Genomic DNA, 23,799 nt, shown 5'->3' with positions numbered 1-23,799 from the left:
ATCCAAACCTACAGTTAATACCCCAATAAAAATATACTTAAATAAATATTTATTTTTCATTTTTTTGGTATATTGTTCATATCAATTTGTATTGCTTGTAACAAAAATTGCGTACCCAAAATTATTGGTAAAACCGACAACATTACAGTACCGGTACTAGTAGAAGTGCTATTTAAAATAGCTTCTATCCACTTTAAGCATCCCCATATCATACCAAATAAAAACATTGGAATTCCTAAAATCAAATAAAGCGACAACATATTAAAATCATACACAAAATATTTTAAAAAAATTCTTTTACATAGACCTTTAAAAAGTTTAGGAGGAAATCCGAATAATGTTTTGGCTATACCTAGAGAACTCTCTTCATCGCCATACTTAGCAGGGATAGAAACATCATATACAACCGCATTTTCTATATTTAAATTTATAAGCATGTCTGATTCAAAAAAATATCTCTTAGCAATACCGTTCAAATCTAAATTTTTTAATGAATTCTTATTTATAGCTGTATACCCATTTGTAGGATCCATCATATTCCAATATCCAGAAGCTACTTTTACAAGAAATGATAATCCGCTATTTCCAAAAAGTCTTATTTTTGGCATTTGTCTTAATGCTTTAAAATCTGTAAACCTATTGCCTTTTGTATAGTCAGCTTTTTTATCAATAATGGGTTGTATTAGTTTTTGCATATAAGAAACATCCATTTGCCCATCACCATCTACTTTTATTACTATATCTGAATTTAATTCTAAGGCTTTTTTATATCCAGTAACTACAGCTCCTCCAACTCCTTGGTTTACTTCATGATAACAAACAATAACCCTATTATCATCAGATGTTTCGGCTATTTTACCACTATTTTGTGGACATTTATCGTCAATTATTATTATATGATCTACAAAATTTGGCATACTATTTATTACTTCCAATATATACTTTGATACTTTATATGAAGGAATTACTACTGATATTTTCATTTATGCTCCATGTTATATGGTATATATTCTTTTAATAAAAACACGTGACCAGTTTTAGACTTAAATCTAAATATCTCTCTAGAATTATTTATTATATTCTTTAAAAAAACATTATCAAAAACATCAAGTATATCTTCTCTTATTGTAAAATACTTAATATTATAATTTTGCAATTGGACATGCATATCACTTTCATTTTTTATATTTTTTAATTCATTAATTTTAAAGTCAAAATAACTACCATATGAATATAGTTTATAATTATACAAAGCCTTTTCTTTTAAGTCGTTAAATGCCAATAGTTTAGAATTCGGTTCTACAATTTTGTTAACAGTTTGATAAAATTCGTCTATCGCATCATTGTATAAAAACAAATGTGGTTTTTCATAAACTTTATAAACATAATTCAATATACTACAATTAACAAAAAATACGATATTTAAAAGCATTATTAAAGATATATATAAAGAAAATAAACTTTTAATAAAAATATTATCAATACTTTTATATATAGATGCTATTATACATAATAATACAAAAGTCCCTAATGGTAATATTATCAAATAATATCTAGTATATAAGCCGGTTGTATTTTGCATAATAAAGATAGAAATAATAAATACTAAACTTACTATAAAAAACTTTTTAAATTTAGTATTAAAAAAAGTAAAAATAACTAATGGCAAAATAGCAAAATAATGAAATCCAAATAAATAAGAGTTATTTGCAGCCTCTACAAATTTGCTTGTTTTAAATGTTATATCATATAATAAATTTACATTTGCCGGATAACTCCACCTAACATCTTTAAAATTGCTTAGCCAAAAATATTCTGATTTAAATATGCCATTATACCATGGAAAAATAGGATTGCCAGTAATGATATAATTATAAAATAAAGGAATCGAAATTATAAATCCAGTAATAAATGTTATAAATAAAAACAATTTAATTTTGCTACAAATGTTTCTAAAATCTAATATTAGTATCAATATGTATATAGGTATCAATGTGTATACCATTTGTAGTTTTGATAAAATACTTAAATTACCCACAGCAAATAATAAAGGTATGTAATTATTATTTTTACTATATAGATAATCTATAAATATATACACAATAAAACAAGAAAAAAGAAATGAAAAAGAATCAATTAATAAATAAGAAAACTCAAGCATCATAAGTGGAGCAAATATTATCATTGCACATGAAATAAATCCATACAATTGACCCAAATATTTTTCAATAATATTTTTAATAAGGTATATCCCGAGAAAGAAATTTATAAGATTTATTAAACCAAATACACCCTTTCCACCCATTAAATATAAAAATGTATATGTGTAAGTTGGTATAATGCCAGAGATATCAAATGCAACTGGTTCATCAATATTATATGGAAAAAATCCATTTAAAAATATATATCTAGGAACATAAAAGTGCTTAATCAAAGAATCTGAATCAAAAGTTATATTATATGCAATTGATGTAAAAATTGTAAAAATTATTAATAAAAATATATTTGAATAGCTACTCGCGATTTTTATATCATGAATATTTTTAAATACTTGACTCAGGCTTAAATTAGAAATTTTTGTTAACACAACATATTGTATAACCAAAATTATAAAATAAACACTAGAATAATTTACATTAAAATGAGATAATATCCAAACTAAATAGCTAATTACAAATATTTGAATTATATATGATAATGACACCAATATTGCCTCATCATAGTATAAATATTTCATTTTTATAATCATGTAAATCAGGTAGACATTTAATAAAAATAATAAAATTACAATATAACTAGAAAATGAGTCAAAAGCTAGACTTATAATTGCCAATAATAAAAAGAATATATTTGAATCAAATTTTTTATATAATCCTATAAAATAAATTATTAACATAGATACAAAAAAAAGGCCAATTGTTTTCAAAGTGGTATATGTTTTAATAATAACTTTAATATCATCTAATGAATTTTGAAAAATGATATTTAATATGTACCCACAAATTCCAATCAAAAATACATAAAATACATATTTATAAATTCTATTTTCTATCAAAATCATCTTCAAGTCTTATTATGTCATCTTCTCCAGTATATTCTCCGACCTGTGCCTCTATGAGAACCACTGGTATCTTTCCTTCATTTTCAAGTCTGTGAATTTCCCCAGCTTTTATATATGTACTTTCATTTGGTCTTACAAGCCTTTTTTCATCTCCAACTATAACAGTTGCGGTTCCAGATACAACTATCCAATGCTCGCTTCTATGAAAATGTTTTTGTAAAGATAGTCTTTTCCCAGGCTTTACATCTATCCTTTTTATCTTATAGCCATTTGCTTCTTCCAAAACAGTGTAAGAACCCCAAGGTCTATACCCAGTAGTATGAATTTTACATAATTCGCTATTTTTAATTTTAAGCTGTTCTACTACTTGCTTAACTTTTTGACTAGAGCCTTTTTTTGAAATCAATAAAGCATCACTGGTATCTATTATTACCAAATCCTCTATATCAATAGTTGCAATTTTTTTTCTCTTATTGCCATAAATTAAATTATTTTTTGAATCAATTGAAATATGGTTTATATTTATGGTATTACCATTTAAATCCTTCTCAAGCTCTTCAAATAAAGAATCAAAGCTTCCAACATCACTCCAAGATATATTCGAAGGTATTACTTTAACAATATTAGATTTTTCCATAACAGCATAGTCTATACTATCTTCAGGTATAATAGTCATATCTTCTTGTTTTATTCTAATAATTCCATTTTTTGAGGCATTTTTAAAAGCATTATCGCAAGCATCAAAAATTTCTGGTGAATATTTTTTGAGCTCTCCTAAAAATATTCCCGCTTTAAAACAAAACATACCGCTATTCCAATAATAATTTCCAGCATTTAAATACAAAGTTGCTGTCTGTAAATCTGGCTTTTCATGAAATGCTCTAACATCATATTCATTCATGCTTTCAATATAACCAAATCCAGTTTCTGCAAATTTTGGAGTTATACCAAAAGTCACAAGATTATTATCTCCCGCAAACTGTATTGCTTTTTGAATTGCTTTTTTATATTCAATTTCATCTTTAATAAGATGGTCACTTGGAGTAACCAAAACAATCTCGTCTTCATTTAAATCCATGCAAGCAAGAGCAATGGCTGGAGCAGTATTTCGGCCCAATGGCTCTAGTAAATATCTACCATTTTCCCTTTTAAGTTCTTGCATTTGATCTAATGCTAAAAAATATTGATCTATATTTGAAACAATAAACTGATTTTCACACAACTTACTATTTCTTTGAACAGTTAGTTGAAATAAAGATTTATTGTTAAAAAGCTTTACAAACTGCTTTGGCATAAGAGTACGACTAATGGGCCAAAGCCTTGTTCCACTTCCTCCGCATAATATTATATTAGTCATTATATCTCCTCTGTATCATATAAATTATTTATTTTATCTAAAAAATTATGAGAATTTATAAATTTAATCATTTTATTGCTTGGATTACATATTTCTTTTAAATTATATATAGTGCTGGTCATACAATCAGTAAGTTCTGCTGAATCCATAAATTTTTTACCAGTATTTAATTTAGAAATAAGTTCTGCCGGTCCGCCATATTTGTACACTATAGGAAAACATCCCCCTATAATCGCCTCTACAATTGTAATTCCGAAATGCTCCAATTTTTCTGGAAATTTTTGCTCATCTATTCCAGCTCCAGAAGCATGTACATATATTGAAGACTTTTGACAATACTTATCCAAAACATCTCTTTTAGCATCTATTATTATTTCGCCATTTAAGCCATCTAATATATTTTCTATATTTTTTAAATACTCCGTATCATCTTTTGATTTTTTATTTAAACTTCCAATAAGGACTAATTTCCAATCTTTCAAATCTGGATGTAGTTCAATCATCTTTCTAAAAGCCTCGGCAATTATATGTTGATTTTTACTATGGCCATATTTAAAAAATCTTCCTATTGAAAGTATAATTTTTTCTTTTTTATTGTCCGCAAAATTATTTAAATTTTTTATTGTACCAATAGGATAGATAATTTCTCCATTATGTTGACCCCAGTATTTATTGGACCAATTTTTAGTATAATCACTATTGTATAAAAATTTATAAGAAGATAGAAATTCGCTATTTACATTTTTATGAGGGAATGAAACAATGTAGTAAGATTTTTTTGCCTTACTTATTAGATTAGATTGAAATGTAGAATTTATAAAGATATAAAATTTTTTAGTAAATTCTGTATTTATATTATTTTGAATAATTTTACGACAATTTGACAAATCAATATTATAATAATCTGATAACTCCTGAATATCAAAATTTTCTTCAGATACCAAATAAACAGTTTCATATTTTTGCAATATTGTAGCAAACGATAGTGCATGACTTTCACCACCACCCCTGGTATTCCAATAACTATTATAAATTCCTATTGGTTTTAGTTTTTTAACTATGCTGTTTGTATTTTGGATCCTTTTTTTAAGACTTTGAGAAAATTCTTTTAGTATTTTATATATATTTTCATTTACGCTATTTTTATAAAATTCCTCAATATGATTGATTTCTATATATAATTTTTCTGGATTATTTGCAAAATTGAATATTTTTTGAGATCTTCCTACTAACAACTGCCATAAAGGAGAACCTTCTGTTGAAGTTGCTGAATGTCTATGATACACAATAGAGCGCGGTGCATATAAGATTTTATATCCTTTTGATGTAATATATCTAGAAAGCTCCGAATCTTCATAATAAGCAAAAAATTCTGGAACAAAAATAGTCCTATCTATCAACAAACTCCTTCTTAGCAAAACAGATACCCCACAAAAGTAATCAACATAACATTTCGAATCATATTGCCCAATATCATATTCTCCAATACCTCTATCCCCTGGCATTCCTGCGATAGAAATACTGCCGGCATTATTAATAATATAAGATGAATTAACTACATGTTCTTGACTATAGTTCAAAAAAATATTCAAATCTGACGAATTTATTTTCTCATAAAATATTTTATTTTTACCAATTTTATATGACAACAATGTATTTATTTCTAAATTTATTAATTTTATACATATATTTTTTTCTTGCAAAGGCAAACTTAGTATTATTTTTTTATTTTGAGAATAAATAATATTATCTTTTTGATATCCATTTCTAATAAAATACTTTTTATAATCTAAAGAATTTATTGTATCTAAAATATTTATTGCAAATTCTTTTTCACATTTTAATTCCACATCTTGAAATCTTTCATAAAAAAGCGTTTTAGAACAAACTGCACCGCAATTTCCATCCTGTGATATAGCATCAACCATCTCTTTAAGCCAATCTTTATCAACTTTTGTATCTATATTAATTAAACAAAAAAACTCACCTTTACAATATGATATGGCATAATTATTACCCTCTGCAAATCCTAAATTAAAAACACTTTTAACATATATAATGTTAGAAAAATTTTCTTGATATTTTTTTATTATAGATTCAGAATTATCGCTAGAATTATTATCTACGATAATTAATTCAAAATTCCTATATGTTTGTGAATTAATAGAATCTAAAAAAGTAGGCAAATCTTTTTCTCCATTAAAATTTACTGCAATTAAAGATATAAATGGATTATGATCAATACTTCCAAAACTATCTCCATCTATAAATATCGAAGAAACCGTTGGTCTACTTTTTATTATGTATTTTTTAGCACGATAAAGTGCATGTTTAATTCCATTATTTCTTACTTCGGAAATAAATTTTTTTACCAACACATTCATTAATTGCTCCATACTATTTATTTATTTTAAAAATTTTAATTTTTTAAATATTTTGATTACAAAATTTCTATTAAATCTCTCTATAATACTTGTTTGTTCTTGTATATAATTCTCTTTTTGTTCTATAATACTTGTTTGTTCTTGTATATAATTCTCTTTTTGTCCTATAATACTTGTTTGTTCTTGTATATAATTCTCTTTTTGTTCTATAATACTTGTTTGTTCTTGTATATAATTCTCTTTTTGTCCTATAATACTTGTTTGTTCTTGTATATAATTCTCTTTTTGTTCTATAATACTTGTTTGTTCTTGTATATAATTCTCTTTTTGTTCTATAATACTTGTTTGTTCTTGTATATAATTCTCTTTTTGTTCTATAATACTTGTTTGTTCTTGTATATAATTCTCTTTTTGTTCTATAATACTTGTTTGTTCTTGTATATAATTCTCTTTTTGTTCTATAATATTTCTTTGTTCTTGTATATAATTCTCTTTTTGTTCTATAATACTTGTTTGTTCTTGTATATAATTCTCTTTTTGTTCTATAATATTTCTTTGTTCTTGTATATAATTCTCTTTTTGTTCTATAATACTTGTTTGTTCTTGTATATAATTCTCTTTTTGTTCTATAATATTTCTTTGTTCTTGTATATAATTCTCTTTTTGTTCTATAATATTTTTTAAAGCATCGTTTGAAATCTTAGTATATTTTATTTCAACTATAATTTTAGAAATATTATATATTGAAAAATCAATATTTTCAAAGTAAATTTGCGAATTAATAGAGTCAAAAAAATAATTATTATCATTATTTGAATAGGAAGTTCTAGATATAAGAGGCTTTAAATCTATTTTGATTTTGTTATCTAAAACCATATTTATTTTTTTTAACTCAACTATACAAGCATCGTTAAGCACATCGAGTCTTAAACTTTTAACATTCTTAAAATTTTTTAAATCAAACTCGAAAATTTGTAGCTCATTTGAATTTAGCACAGGAAGTTTAATTGAATTTTCTTCACTAATCGCTCCGTCTTCTCCTATATATATCTGTATATAATTTTTAACAATTTGCGGAACTGAATTTGAATTATCATTTATCATTCTAGATAAATTTTCAAATATATTTTTGTCTTCATCAATTGGATCATAAAAATTACTTTTAATATTTTCTTTTCTAAATTTATCTAAAGAATTTGTAAAAAAATTATCAAGCCATGTTGTATTATAAAGATATTTTTCAGTAATTGCATGTCTACTTAAAATAAAATATAAAAATGAATCTTTATCCACATAGTCAGATGCGAGAATCCTTTCTATATCGTTTATATTTGTACAATCCGCAATAAATGAAAAGGTCTTGTCGCTTAATGTTACGAGCTTGTTATCAAAAAACAACGTTTGCAAACCTATGGAGGATGATACTGTTATAACAGCATCCACAAAAGGCAATATAAACTGACCAGAAGCATATATTGTATCAAAATACTCTTCGTATATAAAGTTTGTGTATTTACTTTTTAAAAACTTTATAGCATCAGACGATATGGCAGGGTATTCTGGATGCATATTCATAACAACACCTATATGAGACGGAATATGATCCAAAATATATACACAATATTCATACTGACTCTTAAAAGGTACTAAATCATCAAAACTATAATATCTAGAAAATTGTAACGGCAAAAAAATTAAATAGTCAAATTGTTTTCTTTTTTTATTAAAAATATTTTTAAATGGGCTTTTAGCACTTAGTGTATTTTGACATAGTTCTTTAAAATTATTAACCAATATATGTTGATCTTTGGAAAGTTTAATAGATTTTATCTCATCTTTAAATTTATTTAAAAATAGATAACTATGCATTCCAACTGGATCAAAAAACCAAGACTGAGGATATGGCAATCTAGAAAATATACTATATTCGTGATGTAAAATTAATGCTTTATCAAATATTTCTTTAAAAAATGGTGCCGGTGAGAAAGTAATGATAATATCAGGAACAAATCCATTTAGTTTATTTAACATTAATTTTTTGTAAGATTCTAATTGTTTTTGATTAAATTTTGCACAATGCCAAGCGGTTGTCACATCTAAATAATTTGTTGTAGCAAAAGGTTGTAAAAGCTCTTGTTGCGTTAGCGTAATTATATATGTTTCAATATCAACTTTATGCGCTATTGCTTCATTTGTCATAATTAAAAATTCATAACTATTTTTACTTTGTTTTAATGTATCTATAATTTTTCTACAAAATACATCTATCCAAACATCTTTCCAATATGGCTTATCTTGTTCTATAAGTGGTTCAACATAAAAAAGTATTTTCATTTTGTTCTATTATTTTATTAATTTAGATAACTCTAATGCTATTTTAAAATCCATTGCCGTATCGATATCAGTCGCTTCATCCTCTGGAATATTAATAAAACCAACACTACCCAAATAAATAGAATCACCTTTTTTCTTTATTCTTTCTTTAACAAAAGATGTTCTCCACACAACAATCGCCCAATTTAATACTTTTACTTCTTTTACATCTTGAGTCCTAGGATGTGGACCAAATGGGGAATAATTAATTGGAGTTGAATCCATTAAACAGTGTTTCTTTAAAGATGAAACAGAAAATGCAGTATCATAATTATTAGAAATTACTTCTTTAATAAAACTATTAATAGTTTTGGTAGTCAAAAGTGGATTAGTAGGATTAATGGCCGCAACATATTCAGTTTTACAATCTATGCCGTTTACAAAATCTAGTAAAATTTCTTCGGTTGTTGTATCGCTTTTTGTCAATCCACTGCTTCTAACATATACCTTATAACCTAAATTTTTGGCATATTCAATTAGTTCAATATCATCTGTATTAAGGAAAAAATTATTATAATTGCTATTTTTTAATTTTTTTAGAATTAATCCTACCAACGTATCACCATTAAAATCTAACAAAACTTTTCTTGGCAATCTTTCGCTATTCAATCTAGCAGGAACATAAATCGTAACATTCATATTTAATCCTTTTCTAAATTTATTTTCGCAGGAGCAAATGCATATCCTTGCACCATTCTATGGTAAGATACTATATTTATTTTATCAAAAGGCCATCTTTGATCTAGCTCTATTCTAGGTTCAAATGATATATCCGCCATTCCACAATCTATGAAATATTCTCCACCCACAATATTTAAATTAAATACCATTGATATTTTATTTAATCCCTTTTTTAATGATATGGGAGTATCAACTGTATTATCTCCCCAGATCATTACCCCATCTTTATTTTTAATACTTGTACCAATAACAATAGATGGAAAGTTTCTTGTAGCAATTATATAAAATCTTAAATAAACTTTTTCTCCAGATATAAAAAGAGAATCTGTTTGTACTGCATTTGCATCGTGCGACAAAGTAACTTTTCTAAAAATGGCTTCGTGTGTACCAAACCTATATTCATTTACACTTTTGTTTGGCATTGTACTAAAATCAAATTCTTCTTCAATTAAGCCCTTGGATGTCTGTTCTTGCTTAAAACTATTACAATTATCATGCTTTCTTATTAACTCTTCATAATCATATGTGGTTTGTTTAACATCACTAGAATATTTAATCATATTACCACCATGAATTAATATAGCCTTATTGCAATATTGAATAATCTGTTGTGTACTGTGACTCACAAACAGTATTGTTTTGCCAAGATTTTGAAATTCTCTAAATCTTCTAAAACATTTAGCTTGGAAGGCAAAATCTCCAACACTTAAGGCTTCATCTACTATCAATATATCTGGATCTACATTTATAGCAACTGCAAAAGCAAGCCTAGCAAACATACCACTGCTATATGATTTTACTGGTTGGTTTACAAAATCACCTATGTCGGCAAAAGAAAGTATCTCATCTATTTTAGCATCTATATCTTCTTTTGAATAGCCCATAAGAGTTCCTTGAAGATATATATTTTCTATGCCAGTATAATCAGGGTTAAAACCAGCTCCAAGCTCAAGTAATGATGAGATTTTTCCATTTACGTGTACATGTCCACTTGAAGGCGTTAAAACGCCTGTAATAATTTTAAGAAGAGTCGATTTACCAGCACCATTTTTACCAATAATACCTACCGTTTCTCCTTTTTTTATTTCAAAACTCACATTATTTAAGGCATAAAATTCTTTATGGTATTTCTTTTCTAAAGGATTTAAAGCTTCCTTAAGTCTATCAATAGGCTTATCATATAGTTTGTAAATTTTTGATAAATTTTGTACTTTTATAGCTATATCACTCATCACAACACATCCGCAAAATGAGGTCTTAATTTTCTAAACACAACAGCGCCAAGAAAAAATAAAGCTATGGCTATAAACCAAAAATTGATACTTAAATCAACTTTTTTCCAAAACCATACATTATAAATTAAACTATCTCTATAGCCTTCTATTATATAGTAAGCTGGATTAAATTTTATTATATTATGATATTCTTGAGGAAGTATTTTCATAGACCAAAATATTGGTGTAAGCCAAAATCCAAATTGAATCATCATATTTATAATTTGTCCTAAATCTCTAAAAAATACAACTACAGAACTATTAAACCAAGATAAGCCAAGCACTAAAACAATTGTACAAAACATATAATAAGGAATTTGCAGCCAATAAATATTTGGCATATAACCATAGCACATAAACATGCAAAATAAAAAGAAGACAAAAAATATATGTATTATATATGCCGATATTATCTGTATTATTGGAAGTAGTGATACTCTAAATACAACTTTTTTTACTAAAAAACTATTTGATAAAATAGATTGTACACTAGATTGAAGACTTTCAGCAAAAAAAAGCCATGGTATCATACCCGCCATTAACCAAAGGATAAATGGAAAGTTATCCACAGGCACTGCTTTGAAACCAACTTGAAATACAAACCAAAATATTACAATCATAACAGTTGGTTGAACAAAAGCCCATAATATACCCAGATAATTATTCATATATCTAGACTTAAAATCATTTTTTGCAAGATCGATTAAAAGTCTTTTGCTTTTATATATATCTTTTAAAAACCTATAAAGCATTTTAAAATAATTCATAACTACTTTCCAATATTATATTTTTTTAAATACCATTTAACAGTTTTAACTATTCCGCTATCAAAATTCTCATCTGCTTTCCAACCAAGTTTGTTTTCAATTTTTGTAGCATCTATAGCATATCTTCTATCGTGACCAGCTCGGTCTTGAACAAATTTTATTTGCTCTTTATAGCTAACATTTTTTGGAACTATTTCATCAAGCAAAGAACAAATTCTATCAACAATTTGCAAATTTGTTCTTTCGTTTCTACCGCCTATATTATATGTTTCCCCGCTTATACCATTATGATAAGCTATATCTATACCTTTACAGTGATCAAGAACATAAAGCCAATCACGAATATTTTTACCATCTCCATAAATTGGAATAGGATTGCCACTAAGAGCATTTCTTATAATAGTTGGTATAAGTTTTTCATCATGCTGTTTTGGACCATAATTATTTGAACAATTTGTTATAATCGTATTTAATCCGTAAGTCTCATGGTAAGCCCTTACTATCATATCGCTACTTGCTTTACTTGATGAGTAAGGAGAATTTGGAGCATAATGCGTGGTTTCGGTAAAAAATCCAGTATCCCCTAATGTACCATAAACCTCATCTGTGCTGATATGATGAAATCTACAGTTTTTATACTTATCTTTATAATTAAATGGACTATCCATCCAAAATTTATATGCAACATCAAGAAGAGTAAATGTGCCTTTTACATTTGTCTCTATAAAAACTCCAGGATTTTTAATAGAGTTATCAACATGACTTTCGGCCGCAAAATGAATTACGCCAGATACATCATAATCGTTAAAAATAAACTCTAATAATTCTCGATTACATATATCACCTTTTATAAATTTATATCTTTCATGTCCTTGGACTTCTTTTAAATTTTCTAAACTCCCAGCATATGTTAAAAGATCTAAATTTATTATTTTATAATCTTTATATTTATCTAAAAAATATGGCACAAAATTTGAGCCTATAAATCCTGCACAACCAGTAACCAATATAGCTTTCATATATTTTCTCCTAATTTTTCTAAACATTTATTTAAACTATCTTTCCAATATGGTATTTCTAAATTAAACCTGGACTTTATTTTTGACTTGTCCAATAGTGAATAATAAGGGCGTTTGGCTAATGTTTTATAATTTTCACTAGATATAGGATTTATTTTACAAGGTGATTTTATAATACCAATTATCTCTTTTGCAAAATCATACCACGAAAGAACACCTTCATTTGAATAATGATAAATTTCAACATCGTTATTATCTAAATTCGGCAAAATCTGCAATATAATATCTGCCAAATCTCTTGCATAAGTTGGAGATCCAACTTGATCATTTATAACATTTAAAAACTCTTTTTGCTTTGATAAATTTATCATAGTCTTAACAAAATTATTGCCATATTGACTATATACCCAAGATGTGCGTATTATAATTGAATTTGAGGGATTTATTTGTATTATTTTATTTTCACCACAAAGTTTAGTATTGCCATAAATGCTTTGAGGATTTGTAATATCGCTCTCTATATATGGTTTATAGTTTTTACCATCAAATACATAATCTGTTGAAATATGAATTAGCTTTATGCTTAATTCTTTGGCAAGATTAGCTAAATTTTCTACTGCTTTATTATTTATTAAATCTGCTAAATTTACTTCGCTTTCAGCTTTATCTACAGCTGTATATGCTGCGCAATTTATAATAATATTTATATTATTTTTTTCTACAAATTCTCTTACTTTTTTATAGTCAGTTATATCAAGTATTTTTTTATCTACAAAATAAAATTTATATGTATAATTTGTTGAAATTTCTTCTATATCACTTCCGAGCTGTCCTTTTGCTCCAGTAACCAAAATTTTAAACATAATAGTTTTCCATATATTCAAAAAGCTCTTTGGCTTCTCTTAATAGTGGCTGTTTTGTATCTTTATCTGATAATAAAAGATTTTTACTTTCAATTTTCCATTTTATACCTATTTTTGGATCATCGTAAGCTATACCTCTATCGCACTCTTTAGAGTAATAATTATCAACTTTGTAAGCAAAGATAGTTTCATTGCTTAGAACCAAAAATCCATGTGCAAAACCACGAGGTATTAAAAGTTGAAATTTATTTTCATCATTTAGCTCTTGTGATACGTATTTTCCAAAAGTAGGAGAATTTCTTCTTATATCTACAGCAATATCCAAAACACTTCCTTTAATAACTCTAACCAGTTTAGTTTGAGCAAATGGAGGAAGTTGAAAATGAAGTCCCCTTAAAACACCAAAGTTTGATTTTGACTCATTATCTTGACAAAAATTTATCTTGTACCCTAAAAAATTTTCAAGCAAATCTTCTCTAAAAGTCTCAATAAAATAACCCCTACTATCACCATGTACTTGTGGCTTACATAAAACAATCTCTGGTATTTCCAATCTTTCAAATTCCATATATTCTACCTTGTTTAGCTCTAGCTATAAGATACTTGCCATACTGGTTTTTCTTATAAGGCTTGGCTAGTTCTAATAATTTTTTTTCATCTATATAACCAAGTTCATAAACTATCTCTTCTATACACGCCACCTTTAAGCTTTGACGATTTTCAATAGTTTGTATAAATAAACTTGCCTCTAGTAAGCTCTCATGAGTTCCGGTATCAAGCCAAGCATATCCCCTACCCATAAGTTCTACTTTTAAATTTTCTTTTTTTAAATACTCTTGATTTACGCTTGTTATTTCTAATTCACCCCTATCGCTTGGCTTAACATTTTTAGCTATCTGAACAACAGAGTTTGGATAAAAATATAATCCAACTACAGCATAGTTAGATTTAGGATTATCTGGTTTTTCTTCTATAGAGATAGCATTTTTATTTTTATCAAACTCAACAACCCCATAACGCTCTGGATCCTTTACATAATATCCAAAAACAGTGGCCTTATTTTCATTTTTTACATTTCCAACACTTTTTGCCAATAAATTTGTAAGCCCATCACCATAAAATATATTATCGCCTAAAACCAAGCATACATCATCATTTCCTATAAATTTTTCTCCAAGTATGAAAGCTTGCGCGAGGCCATCTGGGCTAGGTTGTTCAATATAAGAAAACTTTACACCCAAATTGCTTCCATTCCCTAAAAGATCCTCAAATCTAGGTAAATCTTGAGGTGTTGATATCACAAGTATTTCTTTTATTCCAGCCAACAACAATACCGAAAGAGGATAGTAAATCATTGGTTTATCATAAATTGGTACAAGTTGTTTGCTTACACCCTTAGTAATAGGATAAAGTCTTGTTCCACTTCCACCTGCTAAAATTATACCTTTCATCAATACTCCTTTTATAATATAGAAAAAACTATGATAACTATACTATTTTAATTTAACAAAAAATTAAATAAAAAGGTAGATTTTACTAATATTTGCCTAATACATAACTGAAAATAAAAATCTAATTCTACTCTTGTTAAATGCATAATTTACTAACCTATTTTCTAAATTTATTTGACGTTACAATCTTGGCTTCATTTAACAGTTCATAAGACATATCTAAAACATTTTTTAAAGTCTCTAAAACATACGGAGTTGTAATAAAAAAATCACCTATTTCTAAAGTAGATATTATCTGCGCCCTGCTACCTATCAAAAACACTACAATAAAGTTCTTTTTTTCTTTATTTGCTTTTAAACTTTCCAATATTTTAGTATCTATACAATTATAATCTTCTGTATAAATAAAAACAATAGATGGTGTGTATATAGCATCTTCTATATGCCTATTTAAGATATTCCAATCCACACAAGGCTTTATATCAATACCAATTTTATCCATTTGTTTTACAAATATATTTTTAAGTACTTGATTATTACATATCAAAACAGAGCTTAGGTCTTTAAATTTTTGAATACAAGAATCTTTTATTTTTTCTTTACCATGTACTACTTTTAAAAATCCTTCAAAAATAATGCCAAAACTATCCACATTTTGACATTTAATATCCCATGTTAAATCTTTTAATGCAGAGTTTATCTCATATATGTATCTAAATCTCTCAATGCTTATAGTTTCTTTTTTTTGTATTACATTTTTTAATTGTTCGTATAAATCAAGATTCAAGATATGATTAGAAGAAGATATCTTTAAAGTAAAATTAACAGACTCAGATCCTTCATTTAACATTAAAAATTCTACCAAAATAGTACTATTTTTAAATTCTTGTAAAAAAACTTTATACAAGAAACAAAACATTTTATAAATTGCTGAGAATTTATATTATAGTTTCTATCTAAATTATCATCAAAATCAAAAATTATTATGGATTTAGTTTTAAAAGATTCTTCAAATAAAGCTTGAGAAACATAATCTAACCTAGAAAATATATCAATATTACTCACTCCTCTTTTTAAAGCATAGTCTTTGCGTCTTAAACTTAAGTTTATAATATTTTCAAGATTATTTGATGCTAAAAAATTTTCATTTTTTATATCGTTTGTTATCTGCTCTTCTATCTTTAGATTATCTATCCGTTTAAATTCATTTCTCAAAAAATTAATTATAAAAATTAAAAATATTAAACAAAATAGCGTAAAAATAGCGTAAATAACATCAATATAATAATCAGTCTGAGTAATTTCTAAAGATACATTGCTTTCACAAAAAACAGGCATAAAACTTACAATAAATAAAACTATGTAATGCATATTGCCCCTTATAAAATCAACATACAGTCGCCATATGAATAAAATCTATAATCATTTTTTATAGCTATATCATAAATTTCCATAGTTTTTTCATATCCTATAAAACTGCAAACTAACATAATCAAAGTTGATTTTGGTAGATGAAAATTTGTAAGTAAATAATTTTGTCTTATAGGTTTATTAAAAGGATTTAAAAATAAATCACAAACTCCGCTACTTTTACCATTCCTAACAAAATCTTCAACAACTCTTGTAACAGTAGTTCCAATACCTAAAAGAGGTTTTGATGATTTTATCAAATTTATAGTATCCTTTGGTATGTTATACCACTCTTCATGCATTTTATGCTTAGATATATCTTCGCTTTCTATACTTTTAAATGTTCCTGCTCCAATATGTAAAGTTAGAGTAAAAATATCATGCTTTTGTCTTAGTTTACCAATCAATTCCTCACTAAAATGCAAAGATGCCGTCGGCGCTGCAACCGCTCCTTGATATCTCGCAAAAACACTTTGATACCAAATTTCATCATTTTTATTATCATCTCTTTTAATATATGGAGGAATTGGCACATGACCTATTTGCCCCATTTCATTAAAAACTTCTATTGTATTTATTTTTTTATCACCTAAATAAAACTCTACTTCTCTTAGTCCATCATCAAAAAGGGTTTTTACTATAAATTTAAAATCTTTATTTAATATGACTTCAGTACCAACTTTTACTTTTCCTTTTATGTAAATACCAAAATTTCCATTAGCAAGAGGCGCATTGAGTAATATTTCAACTTTTCCACCGCTACTTTTAGATCCGTATGCTCTTGCTTTTACAACTTTTGTGTCATTAAAAATAATAGAGCATTCTGGCAAAATGCTAGGCAAATCTCTTACATGCTTGTGCAAAATAAGATTTGTTTTTCTATCATACACAAGCATTTTTGCATTTTCTCTTGGTATTACTGGCTCATTTGCTATAAGTTCTGGAGGCAAAAAATAGTAATAACTTGATGTTTTTGTTAAATCAATCATCTATTTACTCATCATTTGACATATCATCACTGTTTTCATCTTTATTTAAGTCTGACTTACTAGTCCATCTAACAACAAGTATTGAAAGTCCATACAATACTATAAGAGGAAGAGCCATAAGAATTTGGCTTATAACATCTGGTGGCGTAACAATAGCAGCAAAAACGAATATTATAATAATTGCATATCTAAAAAATCCAAGCAATGCTTTATCATCTACAAGACCGATTTTAGCTAAAAAAAATGTAACCACAGGAAGTTCAAAGGCTATACCAAAAGCTACAATGAGTTTTGTAAAAAATCCAACATACTCCCCGATACTAGGAAGCGCTGTAAAAAGCTGACCACCAAAATTTATAAGAAATTTAAATCCTATTGGTATTACTACATAATAACAAAAGCAAGCTCCTACTATAAAGAAAAATGTAGCAAAAAAAACAAAAGGAAGCACATACTTTTTCTCATTATCATAAAGCCCTGGCGATACAAACAGCCAAAACTGCCAAAAAATTATAGGCATACAAAGAACAAGACCCGCAAAAAATGAGACTTTCATTGCTGTAAAAAATGGTTCTTGAACTTGTGTGAATATGATATTACTATTTTTAGGTAAAATCTCTACAAGTGGTGCTGTCATCCAAGAAAGGATCGGGTTCCAAAAAGAAAAACATACAAAAAACATGATAAAAATAGATGCACAACTTATAAAAAGTCTTTTTCTAAGTTCAATTAAATGTGGTTTAAGATCTTCAAACATACTTATTTCTCTTCTTTTTTAGATATGTTATCAGCATCTGAAATTTCTTTAGTATTATTTTGTATTTGATTTTCTAGTTTAATATCATTTATAGAATTTAAAGATGGGGTATTGTTTATAGATGATACACTATTTTCAACTATATTTTTGGCATTATTAAATTCGCTAGATATATCTTTAACGCCATTTTTTAACTCTTCAAGTTCCTCAAATGTAAGTTTTTTTCTAACTTGATTTTTGGCCTCATTTAAACTATCTTTGTATTTTTGGGCATCTGCTTTTAATTCAGCTATCTTGATTTCTTGATCAAAACTAGATTTTGCATCATTTATACTTTTTCTAATAATTTTTAAAAATTTAGCTATTTCAACCATTGCTTTTGGTAACTTATCTGGGCCTAATACCAAAACAGCAACAAGAGCAATAACCAAAATTTCAGAAAAACTCATTCCAAGCATATATTTTCCTAAATAAATAAATGCTTCATTTTACATAAAATTTGCTCAATTTAGGATAAAACATCTGTTTTTTATTATTTTATTTTTGATAAAATAAATAAAACTTACCAAAGGATATCAAATGAATATAGAAGAAATAATGCAAAATCGCTACTCTTGTAGAATTTTTGAAGATAAAAAAGTAGATAACAAGACCATAAATGAGATACTAGATCTTGCAAGACTTTCACCTAGTTCTTTAGGAATAGAACCTTGGCATTTCATAGTTGTTAGCAAAAAAGAAGATATACTTGAACTTGGCAAAATAGCAAACGAGCAAGCCCATGTTCAAAACTGTTCTCATATCATAGCTATAATTTCAAGAAATGACCTACAAGGCAAGGATGAGTATTTACAAAATATCATAGCTAGAAAACAAAAAGATCAAGATAAATTTAAAAAGATTTTAGATATTTTTTCTAAAAGATTTGATCCAATGAGCAAAGAAGAAATAAATCATTACGCTGCGTTGCAGTGCTATTTAGTATGTGCAAATTTAGTTAACATAGCTTATGCCAATGGAGTGCAAAGTTGTATAGTTGCTGGATTTGATGTAAAAAGAGCAAATGAATTTTTTAAATTAAGTGATACTTTTAATACAGTACTATTAGTTCCTCTTGGATACGGTAATCCAAATAGTAGCAAGCCAAAATTTAGAAAAAATATGAGTCAAAGCGTAACTTGGATTTAAAATACTGTTGCAAATTATTCATTTACCGCATTTTCAGATATTGGAGATTCTGCTTGTTCCATTATTCTTAAAGTTTTTGCGTTTTTGATTTTATTGTTATCTTTAAAAGTTGCTCTAACTTTATCCATTCCGGCATAAAACTCTTTCATTAAAACTAAACATAAATAAGATCCAAACTCACTAACTCTTATAATTCCATCTTTTTCATATATTGCATTTACAAGTTTTAACAAGAAAATCTCTATAAAAAGCTCTTTGCCTAAAGATGTATTATGTGCCTTATTAAATTTATCTATATCTATGGCTCCATCAAAAAGTTCTGTTAAGAAAAGATATCTTATTCTATCTTTATTTGTAAAATTACATTTTGCTATAACTGGCTGAGTATTTGAACTTATAAATTTTCCATAATCATTCAAATCAAAAGCATTTATTAAAAGCTCTCCATTTAAAAAGCTAAAAGCTCCACTTCCAATACCTACATATTCGTGGTTTGAGCCAACATACTCATCGCTTATTTCATACTTTTTCTTAGAAAATGCCCATGCATTGCTTTTATGCAAGTCTTTAAACTCTTCGCATATAATCTTATAAAATTTATACTCATTATCCTCATTGCTAACACCAAGAGTTTTTGCGATAGAATCCCTTGTAAGAGGAGATTTCATAAGTGGATAAAATGTAAATTGCTCAGGATTTATACTTTTTACAACCTTTATGTCTTCTCTTAGAATTTCTTCAGTTTGGAAAGGTAAATTAAATATTAAGTCTATGCTAAGTATTGGCAATATTCCTACTGCTTTACTTAATTTTTCTATCAAAACTTCTTTTGAACCAAATTTCTCATATCTTGCAACTTTTTTTAAAATTTCATTATCAAAACTCTGCACGCCAACACTTAATCTATCTATAAGTCCAACAAATCTATTTAAACTCTCAGGCGATATATGTCTTGGATCACTTTCGCAAGAAATAGTTTTGATATTAAAAAGATTCTTAGCCATTTGAAGGGTTTTTTCAAGCTCTTCCTCATTTATAAGAGTGGTTCCTCCACCAACATACAAAGAGCTAAAATCAAAACCCTTGTTTTTTATGATTTGCATCTCTTTTCTTAAATTTATAAAATAAGTTTTTGCCGCGTCTTCATTATAGTGATATTTGTGAAAAGAGCAGTATGGACAAAAAGTATGACAAAAAGGCACATGCATATAAAGCATATAATCTGTATTTTCTTTTGGAGTTTTTTGTAACGGCTTATCTAACATTTTAATATTTAGCCCATTATACAACGCTTTTTGCATTTTATTGTGAGCATAGTTTATGGCAAACTCTTTACCTATATTCATAAATCCCATTTATTACCTTTTTTAATTTTATAAAACTATATTTTAATATTTTTTTATAAATTTAAACTAAAATATATATTTAAATAATATTACCAATCAAATACTATAAATTATTTTAGATTTTTAAAATTTATCGGAATCTCTAAATTTAAAGACCTAATTAGCCTTATACATTCTTGCAAATCATCTATAGATTTTCCAACAACTCTTATTTCATCTCCGCGTATAGATGCATTCACTTTTAGCTTTGAGTCTTTTATAGCTTTTGTAATTTTTTTTGCATTTTCACTATCTATTGTATCATTTATAGATATAACCAAACGAACATTTCTACCACTTGCACTATCTTTTTTGCCATCTTTTAGAGCACTTGAGGGGATATCTCTTTTTATAAGTTTAGATATCAAAACATCTTTTAGTGCATCTATTTTACTATCGCTAGATGTTAAAAGAGTTATGGTTTTATCTTTTTCGTTTAAATCTATCTCAGCTGTAACGCCTTTAAAATCATACCTTGAGCCTATCTCTTTTTTAGCTGTCTCGATAGCATTTTTTATTTCCATCATATCAACAGCTGCACTTGCATCAAAACTATGTTCACTTGCCATTTTTAAGCCTTTAAAAAATCTTTTATATTTTTATAAACCATATCCACGAGCTTAAGCCTAGCTTCATATGTAGCCCAGGCAATATGTGGAGTTATGATAAATCTATCCTTGTTTTGAACTTTCATAAATGGATTATCTTTATTCATAGGTTCTTGCTCAAGGACATCCAAAGCAGCATATATTTCTCTTTCATCTAACGCTTTAGCAAGAGCTTCTTCATCTACTATACTACCTCTTCCAAAGTTCATCAAAATAGCACCGTCTTTTAACTTACTTATCGCATTTGCATCTATTAAGTTTTTAGTTTGATCATTTAGGGCACAATGAATAGAAATAATATCGCAAGTTTTTAAAAGAGCATCCAAACTAACAGAAGGAAACTCTGTAGAACGATTTTTGCCACTAGTTGAATGATACACAACATCTGCACCAAAGGCTTTTGCAATTCTTGCAACTTCAGTTCCTATAGTTCCAAGTCCTATAACTCCAAATCTTTTACCAAAAATTTCCATTATATTCATAGAAACATTTGTAAAAATAGGACTTTTTATCCATTCGCCATCTTTTACCCATTTATCATAGAATTTTATTTTATTTGTTAGATAAAAAAGAGAAGCAAAAGTTTGTTGCACTACAGCTTTTGTTGAATATCCTGCTACGTTTTTTACAGCTATACCTTTTTGATTTGCATATGCTATATCAACATTATTTGTTCCAGTTGCCGTAACACAAATGAGTTTTAAATTAGTATTATCTATTACTTCTTTATCTATGATAACTTTATTTGTTAAAACAATATCTACATCTATAAGCCTTGAAATTCTTTCCTCGCTAGATGTTTTATCGTAGGTAATAAACTCTCCAAAATCCCTAAATTTATTTAAACTTATTTCCCCAAGAGCAGAAGCATCTAGAAATGCTATTTTCATAACTTACTCCTTGATAAAATGTCCGACAAATTTCGAGTAATTATCTATAATATTACCACCTCTTCTAAACCCAAGTCCACATCCTTCATAGGCAAAAAACATCCCTGCTTGATAGCTATTTCCGCTTTGATCTTTATTTAATTCATAAAATTCTTGATAAACTTTGTTTTGAGAAGCATACTCGCCATCTTTTTTTTCTAAAACATTTCCATTTTCATCTAAAATCTCTATATTTGCACCTTCTCTACCTAAAAGTGGTTTTGCGACTTGTTTTTTACCTTTTAGTGGTTCAAAAGATGTTTGTAGTAAAAGCGGATGGTTTGGATATAAATCCCATAAAATCTTCATAATACCTTTACTTTGGAAAAGTAAAGTATAAGCGGGGTTTAAAATAATAGCTTTTTGATTTTTTATGATATTTTTTAGTATAAGTGCTAACTCGCCCTCATTTATAGCTATCATCTCCCAAGGAACTAATTTAAACCAGTACTCAAAACTCTCATCTCCTAGAAATATACCATCTTCGTCACTAAATGAAACTTCATCAACATAAGCAAATTTAGTATGGAATCCAGCTTCATCAGCCATATTTTGTAGAAGTTTAACAGTTTGTTCATCTTCATCACTTCCTGCTATGCTACTAAAAAGTATCTTCCAGCCTTCATAATATTTGCCAAAATTTTCTATATCATCATTTAATACAATTAATCGCTTAAAATTATCTCTTATAGCCTCATAAACTTCATTAAACTGCATCGTTTCATTCATACCATTGTATTTCAACATTGCCCATTGGATGATTGCCGTTTCAAAAAGAGAAGTTGGTGTATCTGCATTAAACTCAAGTAACTTAATAGGTTTGCCATCAAGCCCTCCAGCAAAGTCAAATCTTGCGTATAAATGCCAGTGAACATCATTTTCCCAGCTATCTTTTATGATATCAATCAAATTAAACGGAATACCAAGCTCGTGAAAAAGATTATTATCTATAACAAATTGTGCAGCTTCTACAAACATATCATAAAGTTCATTTGCAGCTTCATAATAAGCGTTTGCTTCAGCCTCAGAAACTCCTATAATCTCATCTGAGATATATGGTGTATTATCCAAATCTGTATGCCAAGAAAAGTTTGATTCTTCTAAAAATTCTTTAGTGAGCGGTTTTATTTTTTGTAAATTTAACATTTTTTCCTCGTTATTTATAATCTCTATCATACTAAATTTGCCCTTAAGAATTAATAATCAAAAAATACTATATTTAGATTCTTGTATTAAAAGTATTTTAGAGCATTATCTAGTCTAGAATACATTAAAATGTTATTTTTTAACTCAAATTTGATAA

At 27.2% G+C, this 23,799-nt stretch carries 22 protein-coding genes; 1 reads left to right on the top strand and 21 read right to left on the bottom strand.

All coding sequences use genetic code 11. The features are described 5' to 3' along the window. Positions 1-56: 56 nt before the first annotated feature. The 17 genes from ACZ5VL_RS05430 to tatB all read right to left on the bottom strand — a co-directional run bounded on the left by ACZ5VL_RS05430 (position 57) and on the right by tatB (position 18,844). Positions 57-983 carry a glycosyltransferase family 2 protein gene (locus tag ACZ5VL_RS05430; RefSeq protein ID WP_464197988.1) on the bottom strand — a complete coding sequence of 309 codons (927 nt, stop codon included), beginning with the start codon at positions 981-983 and terminating at the stop codon, positions 57-59. Then, the gene (locus tag ACZ5VL_RS05425; RefSeq protein ID WP_464197987.1) at positions 980-1,393 is read right to left on the bottom strand and encodes a hypothetical protein; all 414 of its coding nucleotides are present in this window, start codon (positions 1,391-1,393) and stop codon (positions 980-982) included. Before ACZ5VL_RS05425 ends, ACZ5VL_RS05430 begins: the two co-directional genes overlap by 4 nt. Positions 1,394-3,041: 1,648 nt before the next feature. Next, positions 3,042-4,418: a mannose-1-phosphate guanylyltransferase/mannose-6-phosphate isomerase gene (locus ACZ5VL_RS05420; protein WP_464197986.1), complete on the bottom strand. Its 1,377-nt coding sequence runs from the start codon at positions 4,416-4,418 to the stop codon at positions 3,042-3,044. Then, a complete protein-coding gene (locus ACZ5VL_RS05415) occupies positions 4,418-6,814 on the bottom strand; it encodes a glycosyltransferase (protein WP_464197985.1) in 2,397 nt (798 codons plus the stop codon). Before ACZ5VL_RS05415 ends, ACZ5VL_RS05420 begins: the two co-directional genes overlap by 1 nt. A 9-nt stretch (positions 6,815-6,823) precedes the next feature. Beyond that, entirely contained in the window at positions 6,824-9,136 is a 2,313-nt protein-coding gene (locus tag ACZ5VL_RS05410) for a hypothetical protein (protein WP_464197984.1), read from the bottom strand. Between the two features lie 9 nt (positions 9,137-9,145). Then, positions 9,146-9,814, bottom strand: coding sequence for an acylneuraminate cytidylyltransferase family protein (locus ACZ5VL_RS05405; RefSeq protein ID WP_464197983.1), 669 nt, complete (start codon positions 9,812-9,814; stop codon positions 9,146-9,148). A gap of 2 nt (positions 9,815-9,816) precedes the next feature. Further along, on the bottom strand, positions 9,817-11,088 hold the full coding sequence (locus tag ACZ5VL_RS05400) for an ABC transporter ATP-binding protein (protein ID WP_464200268.1): 1,272 nt from the start codon (positions 11,086-11,088) through the stop codon (positions 9,817-9,819). Continuing rightward, positions 11,088-11,897 carry an ABC transporter permease gene (locus tag ACZ5VL_RS05395; RefSeq protein ID WP_464197982.1) on the bottom strand — a complete coding sequence of 270 codons (810 nt, stop codon included), beginning with the start codon at positions 11,895-11,897 and terminating at the stop codon, positions 11,088-11,090. Before ACZ5VL_RS05395 ends, ACZ5VL_RS05400 begins: the two co-directional genes overlap by 1 nt. Positions 11,898-11,899: 2 nt before the next feature. Further along, on the bottom strand, positions 11,900-12,916 hold the full coding sequence (gene rfbB / locus ACZ5VL_RS05390; RefSeq protein WP_464197981.1) for a dTDP-glucose 4,6-dehydratase: 1,017 nt from the start codon (positions 12,914-12,916) through the stop codon (positions 11,900-11,902). Then, positions 12,913-13,779 carry a dTDP-4-dehydrorhamnose reductase gene (rfbD, locus tag ACZ5VL_RS05385; RefSeq protein ID WP_464197980.1) on the bottom strand — a complete coding sequence of 289 codons (867 nt, stop codon included), beginning with the start codon at positions 13,777-13,779 and terminating at the stop codon, positions 12,913-12,915. The genes rfbB and rfbD overlap by 4 nt, the downstream gene beginning before the upstream one ends. Next, positions 13,772-14,347, bottom strand: coding sequence for a dTDP-4-dehydrorhamnose 3,5-epimerase (gene rfbC / locus ACZ5VL_RS05380; protein WP_464197979.1), 576 nt, complete (start codon positions 14,345-14,347; stop codon positions 13,772-13,774). The genes rfbD and rfbC overlap by 8 nt, the downstream gene beginning before the upstream one ends. Further along, a complete protein-coding gene (gene rfbA, locus ACZ5VL_RS05375; protein WP_464197978.1) occupies positions 14,337-15,230 on the bottom strand; it encodes a glucose-1-phosphate thymidylyltransferase RfbA in 894 nt (297 codons plus the stop codon). Before rfbA ends, rfbC begins: the two co-directional genes overlap by 11 nt. Before the next feature lie 157 nt (positions 15,231-15,387). Then, positions 15,388-16,137 (bottom strand): hypothetical protein, encoded by a 750-nt coding sequence (locus ACZ5VL_RS05370; protein ID WP_464197977.1) that lies wholly within the window; start codon positions 16,135-16,137, stop codon positions 15,388-15,390. Beyond that, positions 16,089-16,601, bottom strand: a complete 513-nt coding sequence (locus ACZ5VL_RS05365; RefSeq protein ID WP_464197976.1) for a hypothetical protein — start codon at positions 16,599-16,601, stop codon at positions 16,089-16,091. The genes ACZ5VL_RS05370 and ACZ5VL_RS05365 overlap by 49 nt, the downstream gene beginning before the upstream one ends. An 8-nt stretch (positions 16,602-16,609) precedes the next feature. Next, complete coding sequence (gene queA / locus ACZ5VL_RS05360) at positions 16,610-17,629, bottom strand: tRNA preQ1(34) S-adenosylmethionine ribosyltransferase-isomerase QueA (RefSeq protein WP_464197975.1); 1,020 nt, start codon at positions 17,627-17,629, stop codon at positions 16,610-16,612. A 4-nt stretch (positions 17,630-17,633) separates the two neighbouring features. Beyond that, on the bottom strand, positions 17,634-18,386 hold the full coding sequence (tatC, locus tag ACZ5VL_RS05355) for a twin-arginine translocase subunit TatC (protein WP_464197974.1): 753 nt from the start codon (positions 18,384-18,386) through the stop codon (positions 17,634-17,636). Positions 18,387-18,388: 2 nt separating this feature from the next. After that, positions 18,389-18,844, bottom strand: coding sequence for a Sec-independent protein translocase protein TatB (tatB, locus tag ACZ5VL_RS05350; protein ID WP_464197973.1), 456 nt, complete (start codon positions 18,842-18,844; stop codon positions 18,389-18,391). 121 nt (positions 18,845-18,965) lie between these two features. Between tatB and ACZ5VL_RS05345 the strand changes: the two genes are divergently transcribed. After that, the gene (locus ACZ5VL_RS05345) at positions 18,966-19,574 is read left to right on the top strand and encodes a nitroreductase family protein (protein WP_464197972.1); all 609 of its coding nucleotides are present in this window, start codon (positions 18,966-18,968) and stop codon (positions 19,572-19,574) included. A 14-nt stretch (positions 19,575-19,588) separates the two neighbouring features. On the opposite strand, the gene ACZ5VL_RS05340 is transcribed toward ACZ5VL_RS05345, so the two are convergent. The 4 genes from ACZ5VL_RS05340 to ACZ5VL_RS05325 all read right to left on the bottom strand — a co-directional run bounded on the left by ACZ5VL_RS05340 (position 19,589) and on the right by ACZ5VL_RS05325 (position 23,642). Then, on the bottom strand, positions 19,589-20,920 hold the full coding sequence (locus tag ACZ5VL_RS05340; RefSeq protein ID WP_464200266.1) for a coproporphyrinogen III oxidase family protein: 1,332 nt from the start codon (positions 20,918-20,920) through the stop codon (positions 19,589-19,591). A gap of 110 nt (positions 20,921-21,030) precedes the next feature. Then, the gene (locus ACZ5VL_RS05335) at positions 21,031-21,528 is read right to left on the bottom strand and encodes a YajQ family cyclic di-GMP-binding protein (RefSeq protein WP_464197971.1); all 498 of its coding nucleotides are present in this window, start codon (positions 21,526-21,528) and stop codon (positions 21,031-21,033) included. Between the two features lie 2 nt (positions 21,529-21,530). After that, positions 21,531-22,457 (bottom strand): D-2-hydroxyacid dehydrogenase, encoded by a 927-nt coding sequence (locus tag ACZ5VL_RS05330; RefSeq protein ID WP_464197970.1) that lies wholly within the window; start codon positions 22,455-22,457, stop codon positions 21,531-21,533. Positions 22,458-22,460: 3 nt separating this feature from the next. Further along, on the bottom strand, positions 22,461-23,642 hold the full coding sequence (locus tag ACZ5VL_RS05325; protein ID WP_464200264.1) for a glutathionylspermidine synthase family protein: 1,182 nt from the start codon (positions 23,640-23,642) through the stop codon (positions 22,461-22,463). Between the last annotated feature and the right edge of the window lie 157 nt (positions 23,643-23,799).

The sequence above is a fragment of the Campylobacter sp. GTC17093 genome (genome assembly GCF_055397635.1).
The sequence above is the reverse complement of the archived record's forward strand: the minus strand, read 5'-3'. Positions and strand labels throughout refer to the sequence as shown.